The sequence below is a fragment of the Photobacterium rosenbergii genome, from assembly GCF_003026455.1.
GTDB classification, from domain to species: Bacteria; Pseudomonadota; Gammaproteobacteria; order Enterobacterales; family Vibrionaceae; genus Photobacterium; species Photobacterium rosenbergii.
On the sequence record NZ_PYMB01000002.1, the window covers coordinates 382282 to 402900 of the forward strand.

Annotated in this window: 15 protein-coding genes; 8 read left to right on the plus strand and 7 right to left on the minus strand. The window is 47.6% G+C overall.

From position 1 onward, the window contains the following. Nucleotides 1-21 precede the first annotated feature (21 nt). Nucleotides 22-951 (minus strand): carbamate kinase, encoded by a 930-nt coding sequence (locus tag C9J01_RS08720; RefSeq protein ID WP_107297749.1) that lies wholly within the window; start codon nucleotides 949-951, stop codon nucleotides 22-24. Between the two features lie 597 nt (nucleotides 952-1548). On the opposite strand from C9J01_RS08720, the gene C9J01_RS08725 reads away from it, so the two are divergent. After that, nucleotides 1549-3471, plus strand: a complete 1923-nt coding sequence (locus C9J01_RS08725) for a tetratricopeptide repeat-containing diguanylate cyclase (RefSeq protein WP_158264512.1) — start codon at nucleotides 1549-1551, stop codon at nucleotides 3469-3471. On the opposite strand, the gene C9J01_RS08730 is transcribed toward C9J01_RS08725, so the two are convergent. The 3 genes from C9J01_RS08730 to C9J01_RS08740 all read right to left on the minus strand — a co-directional run bounded on the left by C9J01_RS08730 (nucleotide 3441) and on the right by C9J01_RS08740 (nucleotide 7748). After that, on the minus strand, nucleotides 3441-4187 hold the full coding sequence (locus C9J01_RS08730) for a DeoR/GlpR family DNA-binding transcription regulator (protein WP_107297751.1): 747 nt from the start codon (nucleotides 4185-4187) through the stop codon (nucleotides 3441-3443). The genes C9J01_RS08725 and C9J01_RS08730 overlap by 31 nt on opposite strands. A gap of 199 nt (nucleotides 4188-4386) precedes the next feature. Beyond that, on the minus strand, nucleotides 4387-6813 hold the full coding sequence (locus C9J01_RS08735) for a formate C-acetyltransferase/glycerol dehydratase family glycyl radical enzyme (protein ID WP_107297752.1): 2427 nt from the start codon (nucleotides 6811-6813) through the stop codon (nucleotides 4387-4389). A 2-nt stretch (nucleotides 6814-6815) separates the two neighbouring features. After that, nucleotides 6816-7748 (minus strand): glycyl-radical enzyme activating protein, encoded by a 933-nt coding sequence (locus C9J01_RS08740; protein WP_107297753.1) that lies wholly within the window; start codon nucleotides 7746-7748, stop codon nucleotides 6816-6818. A 209-nt stretch (nucleotides 7749-7957) separates the two neighbouring features. Here C9J01_RS08740 and C9J01_RS08745 point away from each other — a divergent pair, with 209 nt between their 5' ends. Continuing rightward, entirely contained in the window at nucleotides 7958-8632 is a 675-nt protein-coding gene (locus C9J01_RS08745; RefSeq protein ID WP_107297754.1) for a fructose-6-phosphate aldolase, read from the plus strand. 139 nt (nucleotides 8633-8771) lie between these two features. Next, nucleotides 8772-9446 (plus strand): GNAT family N-acetyltransferase, encoded by a 675-nt coding sequence (locus C9J01_RS08750; protein ID WP_107297755.1) that lies wholly within the window; start codon nucleotides 8772-8774, stop codon nucleotides 9444-9446. Between the two features lie 70 nt (nucleotides 9447-9516). On the opposite strand, the gene C9J01_RS08755 is transcribed toward C9J01_RS08750, so the two are convergent. Continuing rightward, nucleotides 9517-10764, minus strand: a complete 1248-nt coding sequence (locus C9J01_RS08755; RefSeq protein ID WP_107297756.1) for an NADH:ubiquinone reductase (Na(+)-transporting) subunit B — start codon at nucleotides 10762-10764, stop codon at nucleotides 9517-9519. A 279-nt stretch (nucleotides 10765-11043) separates the two neighbouring features. Between C9J01_RS08755 and C9J01_RS08760 the strand changes: the two genes are divergently transcribed. Then, the gene (locus C9J01_RS08760; RefSeq protein WP_237156912.1) at nucleotides 11044-12447 is read left to right on the plus strand and encodes a cytochrome ubiquinol oxidase subunit I; all 1404 of its coding nucleotides are present in this window, start codon (nucleotides 11044-11046) and stop codon (nucleotides 12445-12447) included. 9 nt (nucleotides 12448-12456) lie between these two features. Beyond that, on the plus strand, nucleotides 12457-13455 hold the full coding sequence (gene cydB, locus C9J01_RS08765) for a cytochrome d ubiquinol oxidase subunit II (RefSeq protein WP_107297757.1): 999 nt from the start codon (nucleotides 12457-12459) through the stop codon (nucleotides 13453-13455). A 166-nt stretch (nucleotides 13456-13621) separates the two neighbouring features. Here cydB and C9J01_RS08770 read toward each other — a convergent pair whose 3' ends face one another. Continuing rightward, nucleotides 13622-16891, minus strand: coding sequence for an efflux RND transporter permease subunit (locus C9J01_RS08770; RefSeq protein ID WP_107297758.1), 3270 nt, complete (start codon nucleotides 16889-16891; stop codon nucleotides 13622-13624). After that, nucleotides 16891-18009 (minus strand): efflux RND transporter periplasmic adaptor subunit, encoded by a 1119-nt coding sequence (locus tag C9J01_RS08775; RefSeq protein WP_107297759.1) that lies wholly within the window; start codon nucleotides 18007-18009, stop codon nucleotides 16891-16893. Before C9J01_RS08775 ends, C9J01_RS08770 begins: the two co-directional genes overlap by 1 nt. Nucleotides 18010-18207: 198 nt before the next feature. On the opposite strand from C9J01_RS08775, the gene C9J01_RS08780 reads away from it, so the two are divergent. From C9J01_RS08780 to C9J01_RS08790, 3 genes are all read left to right on the plus strand, one after another. Beyond that, nucleotides 18208-19161 (plus strand): M23 family metallopeptidase, encoded by a 954-nt coding sequence (locus C9J01_RS08780; RefSeq protein ID WP_107297760.1) that lies wholly within the window; start codon nucleotides 18208-18210, stop codon nucleotides 19159-19161. A gap of 8 nt (nucleotides 19162-19169) precedes the next feature. Next, nucleotides 19170-19523 carry a bactofilin family protein gene (locus C9J01_RS08785; protein ID WP_237156913.1) on the plus strand — a complete coding sequence of 118 codons (354 nt, stop codon included), beginning with the start codon at nucleotides 19170-19172 and terminating at the stop codon, nucleotides 19521-19523. Nucleotides 19524-19670: 147 nt separating this feature from the next. Beyond that, nucleotides 19671-20567 carry a hydrogen peroxide-inducible genes activator gene (locus C9J01_RS08790; protein WP_107297762.1) on the plus strand — a complete coding sequence of 299 codons (897 nt, stop codon included), beginning with the start codon at nucleotides 19671-19673 and terminating at the stop codon, nucleotides 20565-20567. Nucleotides 20568-20619: the final 52 nt, after the last annotated feature.

Consider the following 20619-nt stretch of genomic DNA (forward strand, 5'->3'; position numbering starts at 1 on the left):
CCGAGGTTAAGTCAGCTTGACTTAGTAATACTCAATACCTTCGCCAGCTTTGATCAATGTGCCTGCTTCGTTTGTCAGGATTCTATCTAGATCGAACAATGAACCGATAGCGGCATTACCGCGTCCGCTGTTAACGAACTGGCAGACTGCATCCACTTTTGGCCCCATAGAGCCGGCAGGGAAGTTGAAGTGGGAAAGCCCTTCTGGTGTGGCGACTTTCATTTCTGCCTGATCGTCTTTACCGTAGTTACGGTAGATAGAGCCGTCAGTCAAAATCACAAATAGATCAGCATTGATTGTTTCTGCCAATAGCTCGGCAGTTAAGTCTTTGTCGATCACACACTCAACACCCACCATTTTGCCATCTTGACGGCAAACCGGTACGCCACCGCCACCGCAAGCTATAACGACATTACCGCTTTTCAGTAGGGTTTCAACTTGCTGCTGCTCAATAATGGCTTTAGGCATAGGCGATGGAACGACACGGCGGAAGTATTGGCCGTCAGCTTTGAATTCCTTGTCGCTCACAGCCATGATTTCTTTGGCGCGCTCTTCGGTGTAAACCGGGCCTACAAACTTGGTTGGGTTGGCAAAAGCCGGGTCGTCTTTGCTGACTTCGGTTTGGGTCACCAAGGTAGCAATCGAAAGGTTAGCATCAATATTACGAAGCTCTTGCTGCAGCATGTAACCAACCATGCCACAGGTCTGTGAGCCCAGTACATCCATTGGATACGGTGTAGTTTCAGGTGAGTATTCCTGATACGCGCTGTTTTGCTCCATCAACAAGCCAACCTGTGGGCCATTGCCGTGCACAATCACTACTTCGTGATCGTTAGCAATTGCAGCAATACTGGCTGCGGCTTTTTGGATATTTTCTCTTTGGTTTTCAGCTGTAAGGGCTTGGCCTCGGGCCAAAAGGGCATTTCCGCCTAGTGCTAAAACTATGCGCATGATCGTATCTCCATTTGTACACCCAAGCGTGTATTGATGACTTGGGAATATGGTTTATATGTATTTATTTGTATTTAATTGTTTTTAATCCAAACTTAGAAATTAGTTTGGTTACAGGTAGATTAAGAAAAAACATTGAGCGTGAATGTGATAATTCTCTAATAATAAATTTCTGTATATTTCACATAAATTCAAACTAGGGCTCAAAGAGTGCGTAAATATCCGAGGCTATGCAGTTTTCTATTTTGTTTCTAAATATTGGTGATATAGCTTAGCAAAAAAAGCGAATAGTTATTTTCGACAATAGAAAGTAAAAAATGTTAATAAGATCACATGAAAGCGTGCGTTATGCCTTGTCATCACCCTGCAGGAAAGTGCAGATGCCACCGATGCATAACTCACTTTACAATCGGATTTTGATAGTTGCATAAGTTTGCTGTATTTCTAACTCAAATTTTGTTAAAAATACTGTTCGATGGAACATGATTATGGAAGACGTTGATTTTTACTGCTTGTCATTCTATGCATATACCTTTTCCTCTTAGAGCGATAACTTTAGGGTTATTCTTCATTTTTTTGTGCGGTTTTATTTCACCTATGGCTCTGGCTGCGGGAAAAAAATCTGCACAACAGTGCTATCTATCCAGCAAAGTAGACAGTGCCGACAACCCCTTTCTCAAGTACTACAACTTATCGTGGGATAACCCTTCTCTGGCTAACAAGCAAAACGTGTATTTGAAACAGCGAATAGAGGATGGGGCTAGCTACAATGAGCAGGCTTTGTATTGGCTAGGGCGATACAACATTGAGCAGGCTGAAGATCTAGCTGATATTGATATCGTTTTTTTCATCGACCAATTGGAAAAAGTCGCCCAGCAATCAGGTGAAGCCTGGATGGAAGCTGAGGTCACGTTCCTCGATGCTTTGACGTTGATGGATCAGCGTGAATATGCCTTGGCACAAGTAAAGTTAGAATCGGTAAAACTGAACGCTGAACACCTCGGTTACCAGTTGTTGTTGGCAAGAAGTTTGAAATGGCTAGCCAACATTGATGTCGAGCGTTCCAATTACAATGATGCCTTGGATAGATACCAAGAGGCTTACGAGATCTTCTCTTCCCGGTCCGATAACCAGCAGTTGGCAAGGCTGCTCTCCAATATCGCCTCGGTGTATATCAATATGGAAGAGTGGGAGACCGCCTCACACTACAGCCAGCGTGCTTTTGAATGGTATGGCCGCAGTGGAATCAATAATGCCTATATTGAATCTATCCTGCATATCAATGCGGGTGTCATAGACAAATACCTTGGCAACGAACGGCAAAGAAAGTTTCATGTTGATAAGGCGTTGAAGCTATCGGCCAAAACCCGTTCGGTGCGTATAAAGACGATTGCATTGATTAACTTGTCAGCTTACTACTTGGATCATGGCGATGAGCCTGCTGCGATGACGGCGGCTGAACAATGCTTGGCTATGGCAAGAAGGCATGGCGGTAAAAACGGTATTTCGGTTGCAAATTGCCATGAGAGTTTGTCCGAAGCGTTTTATTCTTCAGAGCGAACCGAGCAGGCCCTCTACTATGCCAAACTGGCTTTGTCGGTCTACGAGTCGAACCGAATTCAGCACCGAATGATTTATGTCTATGAGTTGTTGGCAAAGATTTACGAAAGTGGGGATGACTATCAGCAAGCCTTGCATTACTTCAAGAAGTATTCTGAGTTAGGGCGAAGCTACCTGTTTGATATCCGCAGGAAAGAGCTATTTGACATGCAAGAACGCTATGACACGCATGTTAAAGAGAAAGAAATCCAGTTGCTTAAGGCAGAAAATGCACTGACCTCATCAAGGTTAGCTGAGAGAAAGGCCAGCGAAAACATGCTAAAACTCGGTACTGCACTGATTATCATCTTGTTGTACTGGTTATATCGCCGTTATTCCATGCTCAATAAAGATAAGCAGGTGCTTGAGCAATCCAATGCACAGCTTGAGACGCAATCAAACAAGGATCCGCTGACGACGCTACATAACCGTCGTTTTCTTGAGCGTTGGCTGAAAAATATGCCTGTTATTGACTACCGCCATGGTGGTTTGGTTGTGGTGATTGATATTGACCACTTCAAGAAATTCAATGATGACTATGGCCATAACGTCGGTGATGAGGTGCTGGTGGAAATGGCCAAGCGCCTCAAAGCGGTAGTGCGCCAACGGGACGTCGTGGTTCGATGGGGTGGTGAAGAGTTCATCATGATCGTATCGTGCCGTGAAAGTGAGAGCGAGCGCGTCCTTCAGCGAATCAAACAACAAATTTCTACCGCAGACTTTTCGCTAAGTTGCGGAGATTACTCGGTAACCGTTTCGATGGGCGCGATCTTTACCAAGAGCGCTACGCAACTCTGCCAAGAGTGGGTATCTTTGTTGCTAAAAGCGGATAGGGCCCTTTACCAAGTGAAGGCATCAGGGCGCAATAACTATAAGTTAGAAACCAGTTATCAGTTATCAACCAGCTCAACAGCAACATGATGTTTGCGCAGCAGGGCTAAGTCACTTTCATCAATGCCTTTATTGGTAACAAGTACCGAGAATTGGTCGAGCCTACCTATGCTGGTAGAGAAAATCTGGCCAAACTTACTGGCATCGGTCAGCACAATATTACGTTGGTTTTTGTTGAGGATGGCATTGGCGACATCAGCCCGCATCATATCCCGGCTGGTAAAGCCGGTATCTGGGTGGAAACCGTCAATGCCAAGGAAAGCTGTGCTGAAGTGGGTGTGCTCAATACACAATCGGGTAAGCGGCCCGACTAGGCTTTCACCCTGTGGTTGATAAATACCACCAAGCAAAATCACATCGCATTTGCTCTCGCGGATCATACCGGCAATATAGGCGCTGGGTGTGATAATCGTGACATCACCACGGTTGGCTAACTCACGGGCCAGCAGGGCGTTGGCGCTGCCACCTTCAATCATGACTGTTTCACCCGGTTGAACTAGTTCAGCGGCGCGTTGGGCAAGTTGCTGCTTGATATCAAACCGCACATTCAGCCTGTCATTCATATCATCGCTTTGCAGTGCAGTGGCTCCGCCATGTACGCGTTTCAAATAGCCCTGTTTTTCTAACTGGGTCAGATCTTGGCGTATCGTTACTTCCGATACGCCAGTATGGCTTGATAACTCGGCGACTAAGACTCTTCTGTTTTGGTTAACGAGTTGCAGGATTTCACTGTGGCGTGGGTTCATGAGGCTTTCAATGTCCTTGTCAGCAATCCCGAAAATGTTGAGGAATAATTTTGCGTTTATTGGAATATAAAGCTTTCGGATTGCTATTTCGATTCAGTTTCTAATGAAAGTTTACCGTTTTTTGCTGGTATTGTCATGGTCAGGGGGACAAGTTGGACCATAGCCCGCACAGGGGCGGGCTATGGTTGTTGCGGGTGATTTACAGGTTATGTTCTGTCCTTGCGATAATGTCATCCTGTGCTTCAGGAGACAGCGCAGTAAAGAACGCTGAATAGCCAGCGACCCTAACCACCAAATCTCGGTATTGGTCTGGGTTCTCTTTCGCTGCTAGCAAGGTATCACGGGAGACAATGTTATATTGCACATGCCAGCCCTTGTGATGGTTGAAGAAAGTACGCAGCAGCATACTCAGCTTGATCTTGTCACTTTCAGAAGCCACTGAAGCAGGGCTCAACTTCTGGTTAAGTAACACACCGCCAAGGATCTTGTCAGTTTTCAGCTTACCGAGTGAGTTGTAGACTGCGGTAGGGCCTTTGACATCAGTACCTGACGATGGGCTCGAGCCTTCTGCGAGCGGGGTTTTGGCACGGCGGCCATCTGGTGTTGCCATGGTTGCAGCACCAAAGGGAACGTTGGCAGAGATGCTTGATGTTCCGGCATAGTAACCACCACCGATAGGCCCTCGACCATGGCGGGTGTTTTTGAAACCTGACAAGGCATCAATATATGCTTGGTAGGCTTCGACCAGCATGTTGTCGACCATATCGTCATCGTTACCAAACTTCGGCGCGAAGTTTTGTAGGCGCAAGCGAAGTTGTTCGCCCTCGCTGCCGGTAAAGTCAGAGGCCAGTGCTTCAGCAAGTTCAGGCTGGCTGATTTGCGGGCTATCAAACACCATATGCTTGATAGCCGCCAAGCTGTTACCTAGGTTGGCAATGCCCACTTGTAGGCCAGATACCCAGTCATACTTGGCACCGCCTTCTTTAACGGTTTTGCCGCGCTCAAGACAGCTATCAACTAGCGATGAGCAGAAAATATCGTGTGCTTGTTGTTCAAGCACGGAGTCGACAATACAGTCAATCTCGATAGATTTGCGGGTGTAATAGGTGACCTGATCCCGCCACGCCTGCATGATATCGTCGAAACTGTCGAAATTACCTTTGGCTAAACTTTTCTCGTGTGGCAGGAAGGTTTGACCGGTTGTCGCATCACGGCCGCCATCAAGTGCTGCCAGCATGATACGGGCGAAGTTCATAAAGCTCATACCGGTACAGCGGTAGCCCCATTTACCCGGTACAGCGGTTTCAATACAACCGATAGCGGAATAGTTATACGCGTCTTCACGTTCAACACCGAGCTTGATGAACTCAGGAATAACGATTTCATCATTATTGAAAGCTGGCATACCGAAACCGCATTTAATGACTTCGATACAATCCATCAGGAAGGATTGATCGAGCCCTTCATGATAGCGCACGCTGAGGTTAGGCTGGGTAGAGCGCAGTTGGCCACAGGTTTCTAGGATTGCCAAAGATAGGGAGTTAACGGCATCTTCCGGTTCGCCTTGGTCATTAAGCTTCTGCCCGCCAATAGTCACGTTCTGGTACAACGGGCTGCCTGCAGACGCCTTTGAGTGGCTGCCTGAGCGGATCTTGTTAACTTCTAGCAGCTTCAACCAGCAACTTTGCAGAAGCTCCATAGCAAAATCACGGCTGATTTGACCTTCCTGCTCAACATCTTTGGCATAGAAAGGGTGCAGGTATTGGTCCATGCGACCAAATGATACTGAGTGACCGTTTGATTCGATCTGAAGCATCAATTGGACGAAATAACAAAGTTGCAGTGCTTGCCAGAAGCTGCGCGGTGGATTGCTGGCGATATGGCGGCAGTTGTTGGCAATCGTCAATAGCTCATCACGGCGCTGCTGGCGCGGATCTTCCTTCGACATGGTTTCAGCCAAGTCAGCGTATTTGTGAATATGCTCTTGGATAGCAGCCAGTACGATTTCGACGGACTTTAGGAATTGATCTTTGTTCAGGTCTTCCCAACGAGAGAGATCAAGTTGGCTGCGGTGATGGCGGGTCTCCTCCAATAGGCCACCTAAACCAATATTCAGCAGTTTCTCGTTATCTACGGCTAAGTGGGCGTCACCCGAAGTCATGTTGCCTTCAGCCTTGATCATGGTTGAGGCGAGGATGGCTTCTTGTTCTTCCGTGAACAGGCCATAGCAGCGATCCTGAACTGTTTTGCCGCGCCAATATGGCGTCAAACCGTGGATAGCTTGTTTGTCTTCTTCGGTTACGGCGAAACCGGCACCTGGGCGATCGGCAAGATCATCGATTTCTGCTTCTAGCCAGCGAACCGTATATTCAGGAAAGATAGGTGCCGCTCGCACCTTGCTGGCTTGGTTACCAATGATCAGTTCATCGTGTTTAATCCAGATACTACGCGTTCTCAAGTGTTCAGCCAGTGCTAATGCGCGTTGGACAACAACCGGTTTATCTTCGTTGTCTTGATAAGCGCGGGTATAGGCCTCGGCACGCTCGGTACAGATAGGCGGCGTTACAATGTTGATTAGCGCATGTTTATGGGCTTGGATGCGTTCAGGTAAGGTATTGAGTTTCATGGTTAACCTCTAATCGTAATCGTCATTGGTTTGAGCGGGTGGGATTCGCCGTAGGCTTTGGCCCGTTCAAGCAGTTTAGGGTTGTTCAATGGCTGGTCTGCACACAGGTAAGGCATATCCAGCAGGTTATATTTGTTAATACCCAGTGTGTGGTAAGGCAGCAGGTGCACAGCCTCACAGCTATCTAACTGGGCAGCAAAATCTATAATGTTGCGAAGTTGGTCATCGCTATCATTGAATCCAGGTACTACTGGTACTCGAATGATCATGCGCTTGGCACGTTCTCCGAGTTGAATAAGGTTTTTGTGGATTCGGCTCAGTGACCCATGGGCCCATGTTTTGAAAATCTCGCTATCGGTGTGCTTGAGATCGGTCAGCCAGCAATCAATAAATGGCAGGGCTTGTTCAACATGTTTCCAAGGGACATGAAGGCAGGTTTCAATCGCGGTGTTGACCCCTTCCTGCTGCAGCCGTTTGGCAATATCACTAACCAGTCCAGCTTGCATCAATGGCTCCCCGCCAGAGAATGTGACGCCGCCTTTGCTTTGTTCATAGAAGGGTTTATCCCTGAGCAGTTGCTGGCATAGTTGCTCTATATCTGACTCTTCACCAACCACGCTAAGGGCTTGGCTTGGGCAAACACCACGAAGAGTCTCGATCGTCTGTTGGCTTAGCTGATCACGTTGGATCTGAATCCTATTGTCTGAATCTCGGAAAATAATATTGCTGTCGCCTTTTGGGTGAGGCGATGCTTGCTGGATACATTGATCGCAATCAGCAAGGCACAGGCGTTCATCAAATAGCAGTGAGAGCTTTTCGCTGCGGCTTTCCGGGTTCTGGCACCATGGGCACGCCAGACTGCATCCCTTCAGGAAAAGGATCGTTCTGATCCCGTCGCCATCATGGGTTGAAAAATGCTGAATATTAAAGTGCATGGATACCTCATTCGTACTCACTCGATACGCAATTCAAACTGCAGTAATAGCCTGCTCATTGGTGTTGGCGTTTTCGAATTTTAGGATTTGCGCCTTTCGTTATTCGAAACAATATAACTTTCGAATAAAATTTAATTTGATTGCGATCAAATTTTATTCGGCTTGGCAGCGTTATAGTGTGCCCAACGAAACACATTGAGGATGACACCATGATTGAGTATTACTTGGACACTGCGGATCTTGCTGAAATTAAACGCTTTAGCCATTGCCTACCGTTACGGGGCATCACGACAAACCCGTCGATTCTTGCTAAAGAAGGTAAAGGACTGAATGAAGTGTTGGCTGGTGCGGCAGAAATCCTTGGTCCTAATGCAAGGTTTCATGCCCAAGTGGTAAGTACGACGGTTGAAGAAATGTTGGCCGAAGCGAAGGCATTAGATGCAATGCCATATGATGTTGTTGTGAAAGTACCTGCAACCGAAGTGGGTTTAGCGGCTATCCGTAAGATGAAAGCAGAGGGCATCCAAGTGCTAGCTACTGCAATTTATAGTGCTTATCAGGGCTTCCTTGCTGCTATGGCTGGCGCTGACTACCTTGCCCCTTACGTGAACCGTATTGATGGAATGGGTACGGATGGCATTGCTATCGTGGCTGACTTGCAGCAACTACTGGATGCTAACCAGTGCCAGAGCAAAATTTTAGCAGCGAGCTTTAAAAATACCCGTCAGGTAACAGAAGTCATGAAACTGGGTATTGGGGCAATTACGGTCCCGACAGATGTCATGGGGCAAATGCTGGCAAACCCAGCCGTACAGCCTGCGGTCAATCAATTCTCGCTTGATTGGCAAGGGCAGTTTGGGACCAAGCTTTCATACGAAAGTTAATTTGATAACAGGGCCTTTGGCCCTGTTTTTGATTTCTACGCCTACAAAGTGAAACCCCGCTCACAGAAGTTTGATTGCATCACCGTGATTTAAATAGGTTTTGATACACTCCGGTTTTGCAAAATCAAAGGGAGTGATCATGGAATCGTCTCATCATACATCTTCATCTATCCATTCCGACTCCTTGAATTTGGCATTATTGTCGAGTGCTGAACTGGCTATGCGTGGGCTTGTACCGGCACTGCCAAAGCCTGATTGGCAAGTTATCATTAAGCCTTTGTCTGAACTGACAACTGAGGTTGATTGTCTTGATGATGACTATCATCAGGTACAGGCGGTGATTGCTGATAACCAGTTGGCGACGTCCCATAATCGGCAGTCTGATCAGGCGAGTGATATTGCGCTGGAAGTGTATGCCGATGGTAAGGTAGCCGCTGTGGCGACATTTAGCCGTTATCTCGAAGACCCCCGCAACCCACGTAAATCTTCAGAGCTGTTTTATGAAGTTACGCTACATACTATTTACGTTAAAGAGGCGTTTCGCCAGCAAGGGCTTGCTGCCAGTTTGTGTGGGTTGATTATCAATATTGCCCGAACTGACTGTGATGGTTTATTCCGTACATTGGCGCAGCATTCCATCCAGTTAAAGCTTTGGTTTTCTGCATTGGCAATCACCCAAGGTGGGGAGGCGATTTGTGATCTGCTCAGTGAAGCCTTTGTTGAAATGGCCGATGATGTCATTGATGACTTGATTGAAGAAGGGGTACCAGTCCGCTATCAAGAACCGATGATATTTGTCGATTGCCTAGCTTGAATAAGCCCTGGAATAAAAGCAGCAGGAAGAAGCTCCCCTAAGCAAAATACTCGTTAGGGGAGAATTGGGTCTAGCTAGTGGTATGACGGCTTAGTCGACGCTTGGCGTTGGCACGCGAGACTAAGTTGTCAAACAATGGGGCAAACAGGTTGGCAAACAAGATTGCCAGCATGATGCCTTCTGGATAAGCAGGATTAACGACCCTGATAAATACCGCCATTACCCCAATAAGGATGCCGTAGGCCCATTTACCCTTGTTAGTAAATGCGGCGGACACGGGGTCTGTCGCCATAAACAACATACCGAAAGCAAACCCGCCCAAGACTAAATGCCACCAGAACGGCATTGAGAACATCGGATTAGAGTCAGAACCTATTAGGTTAAGCAGCGTTGAAGTGATTATCATCCCTGCCAATACACCGGTGACGATCCGCCATGAGGCGATACCCATGAGCATAATCATTAAGCCGCCGATGAGCAGGAACAGGGTTGATACTTCACCAATGGAGCCCGGAATGTTACCGACGAAGGCGTCCATCCATGTAATGGCTTCACCGGTAGCATTGTGCACCATTGCAGTTGAGCCATTTTCTGCCCATTGGCTCAGTGCCGTTGCCCCGGTATATCCGTCGGCGGCGGTCCAGACCATACCACCGGAGATTTCTGCCGGATAGGCAAAGTAAAGGAACGCACGGCCAGCAAGGGCCGGGTTGAGGAAGTTGCGCCCAGTGCCACCGAAGACCTCTTTGGCAACGACGATACCGAAAGTGATACCCAATGCAGCCTGCCACAGCGGGATAGTAGGCGGCAGTATCAACGCGAACAGGATGGATGATACGAAGAAGCCTTCATTTATCTCGTGCTTGCGGATAATCGCAAACAGTACTTCCCAGAAACCACCGACAATGAAAACGGTAATGTAAATAGGGAGGAAATAAAAGGCGCCGAGTAGCATTTTACTCGCCCAACTGGCTGATTCAGCCAAGCTCCCCCCAAGTGCCAGAGTCGCTGAGTATTGCCAGTTTTCACTGACCAACTGCTGGATTTCTTCGGGAGAATATAGGCTGTTTAGCGCGATAACCGTCTGGTGACCGACATTGTATAAGCCCCAGAACATCGCAGGGAAAACCGCTAACCACACCATAATCATGATGCGTTTCAGGTCAATACTATCCCTGACGTGGGTGATCTTATTGGTCACTTGTCCTGGGGTGTAGAGCAATGTCGCAAATGCTTCGTAGAGTGGAAACCACTTTTGGTACTTGCCTCCTGGCTCAAAGGCGTGTTCAAACTTTTCCAGTGTCGACTTTAGACTCATTGTTTAGCCCTCACGAAAAACTGGCAGGGGATTGCCAGCTGATTTATTGCTACTGCTACGGGCTGAGTGGGATTTTCGATTAGCAATGTTTTAACTATAACTCACCTTATGTACTCAGCAAGCTAGTCGAAAAATCTAGTTTCGTGTCTCTTCGCCATATCTTTGCAAGATGAACCATACTGTTAAGCAACGCGTACAAAGCACAGTAGGGGAAGTGTTGTTTTTATCTCAATACTAATCCAAGAAAAAGCGCGTCAGATTAGGTATTAAGGAGAAACCATGAATGAACTCGCGGTCGATCTTGCTAGATTCCAGTTTGCCTTCACTGTTTCTTTTCACATTATTTTTCCGGCTTTCACCATTGGGCTTGCAAGTTACTTAGCTGTTCTTGAAGGCTTGTATCTCAAGACCGGCAAGCATAAATACATCGAGCTCTATCAATACTGGATAAAAATATTTGCCATCAGTTTTGGTATGGGTGTGGTAAGCGGTATCGTGATGAGTTACCAGTTCGGGACCAACTGGAGTGTCTTTTCAGACAAAACGGGCCCGGTATTGGGGCCGTTGATGGGCTACGAGGTTTTCACGGCATTTTTCCTTGAAGCGGGCTTTTTGGGCGTGATGCTTTTTGGTATGAACAGAGTCGGGAAGAAACTTCACTTTATGTCCACCGTCATCGTTGCTATCGGTACTCTGATGTCAGCGTTCTGGATACTTTCGGTTAACAGTTGGATGCAGACTCCTGCGGGGTATTCGATGAATGAGCTAGGGCAGTTCATTCCTGAAGACTGGTGGGCTGTGGTATTCAATCCTTCCTTCCCTTACAGGTTGGTGCACATGGTGCTCGCCGCTTTCTTGACGACGGCGTTTGTTGTCGGGGCAGTAGGGGCCTTTCACTTGCTCAAGTCGCAAAATAACCACCTTGCCAGAACTATGTTCTCAATGGCGCTTTGGATGGCGGCAATTGTTACCCCAATACAGATCGTGGTCGGGGACATGCATGGTCTCAACACCCTTGAACACCAACCGGCAAAAGTGGCGGCAATGGAAGGACATTATGAAACCCAGCAAGGTGCGCCGTTGATATTGTTTGGTTTGCCCAACGAGGAAACCAAAGAAGTCGATTACAAAATCGCGATTCCTCATCTAGGCAGTCTGATCTTGACTCATGAATGGAATGGGGAAGTGAAAGGGCTGGATGCTTTTCCGGAAGAAGACCATCCGCCGGTCGCTATTGTGTTCTGGAGCTTTAGGATCATGGTTGGTATCGGTTTCTTGATGCTGGCTATTGGTCTCTACAGCCTATGGTTGCGTAAAAAAGGCCAGCTCTATCATAACGAATTGTTCCACCGCTGTTGTGTGGCAATGGGGCCGGCAGGCTTCATCGCAATCTTGTGTGGCTGGATCACCACAGAAGTAGGCCGACAACCGTTCACTGTCTATGGCTTGCTCCGCACTTCAGAGTCAATATCTCCAATTGACGCCGCTGCCGTCAGCGTTTCCCTTGCTGCATTTGTATTGGTGTATTTCACCGTGTTTGGTGCTGGTTTCTTCTACTTGCTTCGCCTCATGCGCAAGCCGCCAACAAAATATGTGTTACCACCAAGCCCAGGTGTACCTAAAGTGGGTGATGAAGACGAAGAAAAACAATCGCTGGCAACATCGAACAAATTGAGTATGTGAGGAACAGATATGGACTATGCATTGATATGGTACATCCTGATAGCCATTGCCGTTTTCGCCTATGTCATTCTCGATGGGTTTGACCTCGGGATTGGTATCCTGTTTATCTCGGCCGATTCCACCAAAGAGCGTGATTTGATGATGAATAGTATCGCCCCGGTGTGGGACGGCAACGAGACATGGTTGGTACTTGGTGGTGGCGGCCTGTTTGCCGTCTTCCCCTTGGCGTATGCCGTTGTTATGCCAGCACTGTATGCTCCAATCATGATCATGTTGTTGGGGCTGATATTCCGTGGTGTGGCATTTGAATATCGCTTCAGAACCAAACGCGGCCAGTTTCTTTGGGACAGCTCGTTTTTCATTGGCTCATTAATGGCGACGTTTACCCAGGGGATGATATTAGGCACCCTGTTGCAAGGTGTTACCGTGACCGACAGGGCTTACAGTGGAGGATGGTTCGACTGGTTCACTCCTTTTAGTCTTTACTGTGGTTTTGTTACTGTTGCAGCTTACATGACGCTCGGCGCTTGCTGGCTGTTGATCAAAATGCCCCATGGGATGCATGAGCGATTCTATGTGATAGCCAAGCGCTGCGCGCTAATCATGGTTGTGATGGTGGGTATCCTCAGCCTCTGGCTACCGCTTGGCAATGAGGTTATTGCAGACCGTTGGTTCTCATTCCCACAAGCATTTCTCTTTTTGCTAATACCCGGTTGTTCGGCATATCTGGTTTACCTGCTGTTTAAAGATTTGATGGAGCATAAGCCAGTGCAAGCCTATTTGGTCGTGCTGGGTTTGTTCTTCCTCGCATTCTTGGGGTTCGGGGTTAGTACTTATCCTTACATCGTGCCGCATGCGATTACTTATGCTGATGCCGCCGCGCCGGACACAAGCCTGAAGTTCTTGCTCAGTGGGGCGGTATTCTTATTGCCGCTAATTATTGCCTATACGGCATACTCCTACTGGGTATTCAGAGGCAAACTCAAGGAAGATGAGGGCTATCACTAATGGTTAATCCTTGTTTTAAAAGATGGCTATGGTTTGTTGCTCTCTACCTAGGCGGAATCTTGGCAGTCAGCCTGTTGGCTGTGGTGATAAAGTGGGCGTTAGGCTAACATAATCAACAATAAAAAAGCCGCCAAGTCAGGCGGCTTTATGGTGATGAGTCCGGACGTTACTTATCTCGCTCTACTTCACTAGGCGCTACGTCTGCTGGTGCGTTTGCCTGTGGCACAAACACCTTTCCTAATTGCTTCTCTACAACATCTTCCGGATCAACCAATTGAGTTTTTTCGCCTTTATTGGGCGGGGTCTCTAGGCTTTCATCGTACTGTTGAGGCTTAGGTTTGTGCTCATCAATCCGGTGTTTATGCTCCCGTCCTAGCATTAACAGGCATGGGGTCAATATCAGGGTCAGCAAGGTTGCAAACGCCAATCCGCCAGCAACAGCTGTTGCGAGTTGTGACCACCATTGGGTGCTTGGCGCCCCGAACTCAACTAACCGGTTGATGAGGTCGATATTCATCTCAAGTACCATCGGCAGCAGGCCCAAGATTGTGGTGATTGTGGTTAGCAGTACAGGGCGCAGACGTTGTGCGCCGGTATGCATGATAGCCGTCACTTTGTCCATCCCGCTATGGCGAAGCTGGTTATACGTATCGATCAATACGATGTTGTTGTTCACCACGATACCGGCCAGTGAAATAACCCCGATCCCGGACATGATGATGCCAAACGGCCGCTGGAATATGAGTAGCCCTAAGAACACACCGACAGTCGAGAAAAGTACTGCACTCAAGATCAGCAGCGCTTGGTAGAAGCTGTTGAATTGGGTGATCAAAATCAGTCCCATTACTGCAAGGGCTACCAAGAAGGCATTTTGCAAGAAGGCAGAAGATTTTTCCTGATCTTCATTTTGCCCGCGTACGTTAACCTGTGTTCCTCTGGCAAGAGGCATTTCAGCAATCGCGGCATTAATGACAGGAAGTTGCAGGCTCAGGTTAAAACCTGACGACATATCGGCCATGACTTCAATGACCCGCTTGCCATCGAGACGGTTAATAGTGCCTTGCTTCGGTGATGGGGTAATGCTGGCAAAGTTAGTGATAGGAACCATGCCATACAGGGTTTTTACCCTGAGCTCATCAAAGCGGCCAATATCCCTTTTGTCTTCGGGGTAGCGAACCAGAATGTCGACTTCTTCGTCGGTATCATCCGGCAGGAACTCACCAATCTTCAGCCCATTAGTTACGAATTGAACAGTATTGCCGACTAAGGTGGCATCGCCTCCGAAGCGGGCAGCATCATCGCGATTGATATTGATTTCCCAATCGATCCCTTCTTTATCTGCAGTATCTGAGATATTGGTGAAGGCCTGTTGCGATTCAAGCCAGTACCTAACTTGGCGCACTGCATCGTTCATGTCTTCGGTATTGTTACCTGAAACTTCAATGATGAGATCATGTTCGCTCGGAGGACCAGCTTGAGGGAACTTGAATTCGAGCTCGATTCCAGCAATGTCAGCCGTTTTCTCCCGCATCTCGGCGATGATGTCTTTGATTGGTCGTCTTTCTTGCCAATCCATAGGGTTGAGCTGGATCTGGCCGATTTCATCGCTGCCCCCTGTACGGGTATAGACACTTTTTATTCCATCGGTGCCCATGATGCGCTGCTCAATTTGCTGCATCAACTGGTCTTTCTCGAAGATGGATAAGTCACCATGTGAGCGTGCTTTGATCGTAAAGTGGGGTGGGTCGACTTCAGGGAAGAACACCACTCCGAGACCCGCTTTGCTGTAAGCAAAGCCAACCGCAATTGCGAAGACGAAAGCGGCGATCAAAATCTTAATCGGGTGCTTGATTGCTACTGCCAAGGTTGAAAGGTAAAGCTTGGTGATCCCTTTGGCTTGGCTGAAATCCCCTTTTTCCATCGCAATTTTACGTTCTTGCTCCCGCTTGGTGGTGTACTGCGGTTTACCCAGCACACTGCCGAGTACGGGGACAAACAATAGTGCCATTAATAATGAGGCGGATAAGGTTGCGATCAGGGTTAAGGGCAGGTAGCGCATGAACTCGCCAGTGGTATCCGGCCAAAACAACAATGGAGCGAACGCTGCAAGGGTAGTCGCTGTTGAAGCGGTGATTGGCCATGCCATGCGCTTGGCGGCTTCGCGGTATGCTTGTTTCCGGCCAGTCCCTTCCTGCATTTTCCGGTCGGCATATTCTGTGACAACTATAGCGCCATCTACCAGCATACCTACGGCCATAATCAGCGCAAAAAGCACGATCATATTGACCGTAATACCGCTAACGGCCAGCATCAGTAGGCCTGTAAGGAAAGCCCCGGGAATGGAGACGCCGACCAAGAAAGCGGTTCGGGTACCCAGTATGGCTAAGATGACTATCACAACTAAGATAATGGCCGACAGAATGTTGTTCTGAAGGTCATTGAGCATGGTCTCGACATCATCAGATTGATCGAGCGTATATTCGACTAATAGATTATCGGGCCACTCCTCTAGCTTTTGGGCCTCTTCAACAACGGCTTTGACAATGTTGACCGTTTCAATGATGTTCTCGCCTGCACGCTTTTTGACATCCAGCACCACAGCGGTATCGCCGTTTAGGCGGGCGAAGCTATCAGGGTCACGGTAAGCACGACGTATGGTAGCAACATCACTAAATGTCACGACTTTATTGCCATCGACCTTGATGGGGAGCTCGAGGATATCTTTTAAAGAGTCGAAAACTGAAGGGACCTTGACGGAGAAACGGCCATAGCCGGTATCGACGAAACCAGCTGCCACAACGCGGTTATTACGCGCAACTAGATTGAATACATCCTCTTGGTCAAGGCCGTAGCTTTCCATCAATAGTGGCTCAACGAGTACCTCGACGACATCTTCCCGGTCACCGGCAATATCTACTTCCAGTACTTGTTTGAAGCTCTCTAGTTTGTCTTGCAGCTCTCGGGCAATCTGGATAGTGGTACGCTCGGGTACGGTACCATAGAGAACAAGTGACAATACCGGCTCATAACTGGCGAGGGTGACCTCATGAACGGTTGGCTCATCGGCATCTTCGGGGAGCTTGGGTTTGGCAAGGTCAACGGCCTCACGTACATCGGTTAGGGCGGTATTGATATCAGAGCCGACAATGAACTCAAGCGTGACAGAGGCATGGCCTTCAGACGCAACAGCGCTCATTTCCTTGACGCCTTCGATGGAGCGAAGTTCTTTCTCTAACGGCCTGACTAATAACCGCTCGGCATCAATCGGGCTGATACCCTGATGGTTTACCGAAACATAAATCACTGGGATGGTGATATCCGGGTTAGACTCTTTGGGGATCACCCGATACGTAATAATGCCTGCCAGCAGGATCAGAACCAGCAAGGTGAGCATGGTACGAGAGCGGTTTATTGCCGCATCTATAATGGCAAACATTACTCACTCCCACTTTCTTGAACGGAATTAGGACGCACAGGAATCACGGTGTCACCATCTCTAACAAACCCTTGGCCTGTGGTGATGATATCGACTGTTTTTTCGGTACCGCCCAGCCAAACCCCATCAGGCTCGACGTTGACGATAGAGATAGGTACGAAATGAACTTTATCGTCTTTAGCCAAGGTCTTGATACCTAAGTTACCCGCTTCATCCAATGCCAGCATCGAAGGGGTAATTTTTATTGCAGGCTCAGTGGCTAAGATTAAATCGAGGTTGGCGCTGGTGCCTGCTGTGAGCCTCATCTCTGGATTACTGATTTCTACTTCAATAGGGTAGGTGTTGGTCGATTCGTTGGCGACGGCACCACGGAAGCTAAGCTGACCTGTGGTAGAAAACCCCGTAACCAAGCTGACTTCGGCAGGTTGGCTTTTGTAAATTTTGTCGATATGCCTCTCGCTGACGTCGGCACTGATGACCAGCGGGTCTAAATCAACAATAGAAATGATCGGGTCGCCAACACCTAGGTAATCACCTTTTTCAATATAGAGCAGCTCGATGATACCGTCGAAAGGGGCATAGATTTCGGTATTACCTAGGGCAAGCTCCAAACCTCTTACCTGTGCTTTTGCTTCAATCAGGTTTGCTTCGGCTTGGCTGAATGCCACCTCACCTTGAAGCCCCCTATTTTTTAACGATTTAGAAGCGTTGAATTCTTGGTTTCTGACTTTAAGCAACGCTTTGGCACGAGCAAGCTGCAACTCGCGATCAGCCTTATCGAGTTGGATCAATGGCTGGCCTGCTTTTACCTGTTGCCCTTTGCGCACCAATAAGTTTTCAACCTTACCTGCGACTTCTGCGCCGAGAGTGGCTTTGCGGTTAGGTGCGGTACGCCCATACAAGGAAAGTGTGCGGGTAACAGGTTGGACAGTGAACTGTTCGATAACCACTTTAGCCAGAGGGGGGGCCGTGGCGTTATCAGTACTATGTGTCGTAGAAACAGGTGTGTCAGATGTCGTTGATTGGTGGCCACTAAATAACCAAAGACCGATCCCAAGCAAAATAAATGCGGAGAGTATCCAAGGTTTACGTTGAAATAGTTCCTTGATTGAAATCATCTGTTACTGTCCCTAGTAAGCAAAATATCAGTATGCGTTGTTAATAACAAGTTATCAAAAATGCTTTAACAACAGCTAATTGCATACTAACAATAATCAGCTTGAATGTTAATTTTTAGAATTTGACGTGTCTCGCTTAATACAAATGGAATATTGGTCGCTTATAAATTAAGTGATTTATCAATAGCTAGTGTCAGTATGAAGGAACAAATCACGATATCGGTTTCCTCGATACATGGATCTAAGCACTTCCAGTTGAGCAACAAGGCTCAGCGTAATTTACGTTGGTTAGCAATATCCGCAGTGACGGTGACGCTAACTGCTGTAGGTTGGATGGTGTACCTAAAGTCTGAAGCCGATGACGCGAAATATAAACAAATGGAATTGGAAGCCCAGTCATCAACATTGACTGATGAGCTTGAAGAATTGAAGTCTTTGAAATTCGATCTAGAAGCCGATCTCGATGCTCGCGAAAATCGACTAAGTGGTGTATCGGACCGACTTCATGAGCTTGAAGCTTTATTAGGTGTTGATATTACTGGGGAAGTTGATGCCATCGAGCAGCGATTGGATGTCGCTGCGATTAACTCTGCCGTCCGTACTGCTATTTTGGCGAGCTTGCCAAATGGCGCTCCTGTGGTCAACGCAAGGCAGTCTTCGCAATTTGGCTATCGGATTCACCCGATAACAGGTAAACGGCGGCTACACCGAGGGTTGGATTTTGCCGTAAATACCGGAACGCCTGTGTATGCGCCGGCAGATGGTGTGGTGGAAACTGTTCGTCCTAGTAAAGAAGGTTCGGGTAACTTTTTGCGTCTGCAGCATACCTTTGGTTTTTCTTCTTCCTATTCCCATCTACACAAATTTGCGGTGAAAGCCGGGGACTTTGTTAACAAAGGCGATCTCATTGCCTATTCCGGTAACTCAGGTTTGTCTTCAGGACCTCATTTGCATTACGAGGTGCGTTTCGTGGGGCGGGCGTTGAATCCTCGGCCTTTCGTTGATTGGAGCTTGGACAATTTTGAACATATTTTTGAAGAAGAGAGAAATATTCAATGGGCATCTTTAATAAACAAAGTGGAGCAGCAAGTCAGCAAACAACTACAACTGTCATCGCAGCGGGATGTGATATCCAAGGCGAGCTCAAGCTAAGTTGTGACATGCAAGTTGATGGCAATATTGATGGAACGCTGAAGCTAGAAAAAGGATTGATTGTCAGCCGAAGCGGTTCAATCAAAGGGGAAATCTGGGCAGATAAAATCATCGTTAATGGTGAGATTGAAGGGGTATGCCGTGCCAATGCCATTGAGATCTTAGACAAAGGCGTGGTCTCAGGCAGTATCTATTGCGATAACCTGAGTATTGACCGTGGCGGCAAATTCTTTGGTACGACCTTCCCAGCCGAAACCCAGCATGTTGTTGAATTTACTCCCAAAGGCAAGGCGGAAGACAAAATGGTGAAGGACAAGAATGAGAGCAAAGCTGAGCAACAAAAGCTGAAAAAGGCGCAATAACAGCACCAGTAAAGCGGCTACCCTCTGTCTATACTTAAAACAGTTTCTATTAAGCCGCGTATTTTCATACTGTTATATCATTTTCTAATAGGGTGATGATTGAATTGCGCCGCTTGGTTTGGTTAAACATTCAGACTTTGGGGCGCAATGATTTCTATTAAGCAACTGAGCTATGCACTTGCCGTAGAAAGGACCTTACACTTCAAGAAAGCCGCTGATCTCTGCTGCGTGAGTCAGTCGGCGCTAAGTGCTGCGTTAAGTGAGTTGGAAAGACAGCTCGGACTGCAGATTTTTGAGCGAAATAATAAACAGGTTTTGGTAACACCTATCGGTCACGAAGTCCTCAAGCGGGCTAAAGACATCTTATTGCGGATTGAAGATTTGGAGCATTTGGCTGGTAGCAGAAGTGAACCGCTGAGTTTCCCAATGAGCGTTGGGGTGATCCCAACTGTTGCACCATATCTGCTGCCAAGGATTTTTCCTATTCTCAATGAGCGCTTTCCAGCAGCAGAAATCAATGTAGTGGAAGAGCAGTCCCAGCACTTGGTCGATATGGTCAGGAGCGGCGAAATTGATACCGCAATATTAGCATTGCCATTTTCCTGTGAAGGCTTGCTTAGCTTAGAGTTTTGGCAAGAAGATTTTTACTGGGTCACCCTGAAAGGTACGACGCACTCTCAGCAAACAGAAATCACCAGCGATGAAGTGACCCAAAGCCGTTTGATGTTGTTAAAAGAAGGCCACTGCCTTAAGGATCATGCGCTCGATGTGTGTAAATTGACAGAGCAGCGGGCTAACCATGGTTTCGGTGCGACTAGTTTGAATACGCTGATCCAGATGGTACAGGGGGATTTGGGAACGACCTTGATCCCCGCTATGGCTAAAGAACAGTTAACGGCAGCCAATGATCAATTGTCAGTGATCCACCTGAATGAGCCCAGTCCTCACCGGCGAATTGCGTTCGTTTTTCGCCCCAACTATACCTGCCTGTCGAGTATTGAAGCCTTGGCGGACATCTGCAGAACATCATTACAAACCACTTAACAGTTATCTGTAGTGACCTTTTTGACGTACAAGATATAGATATGTTTGGATA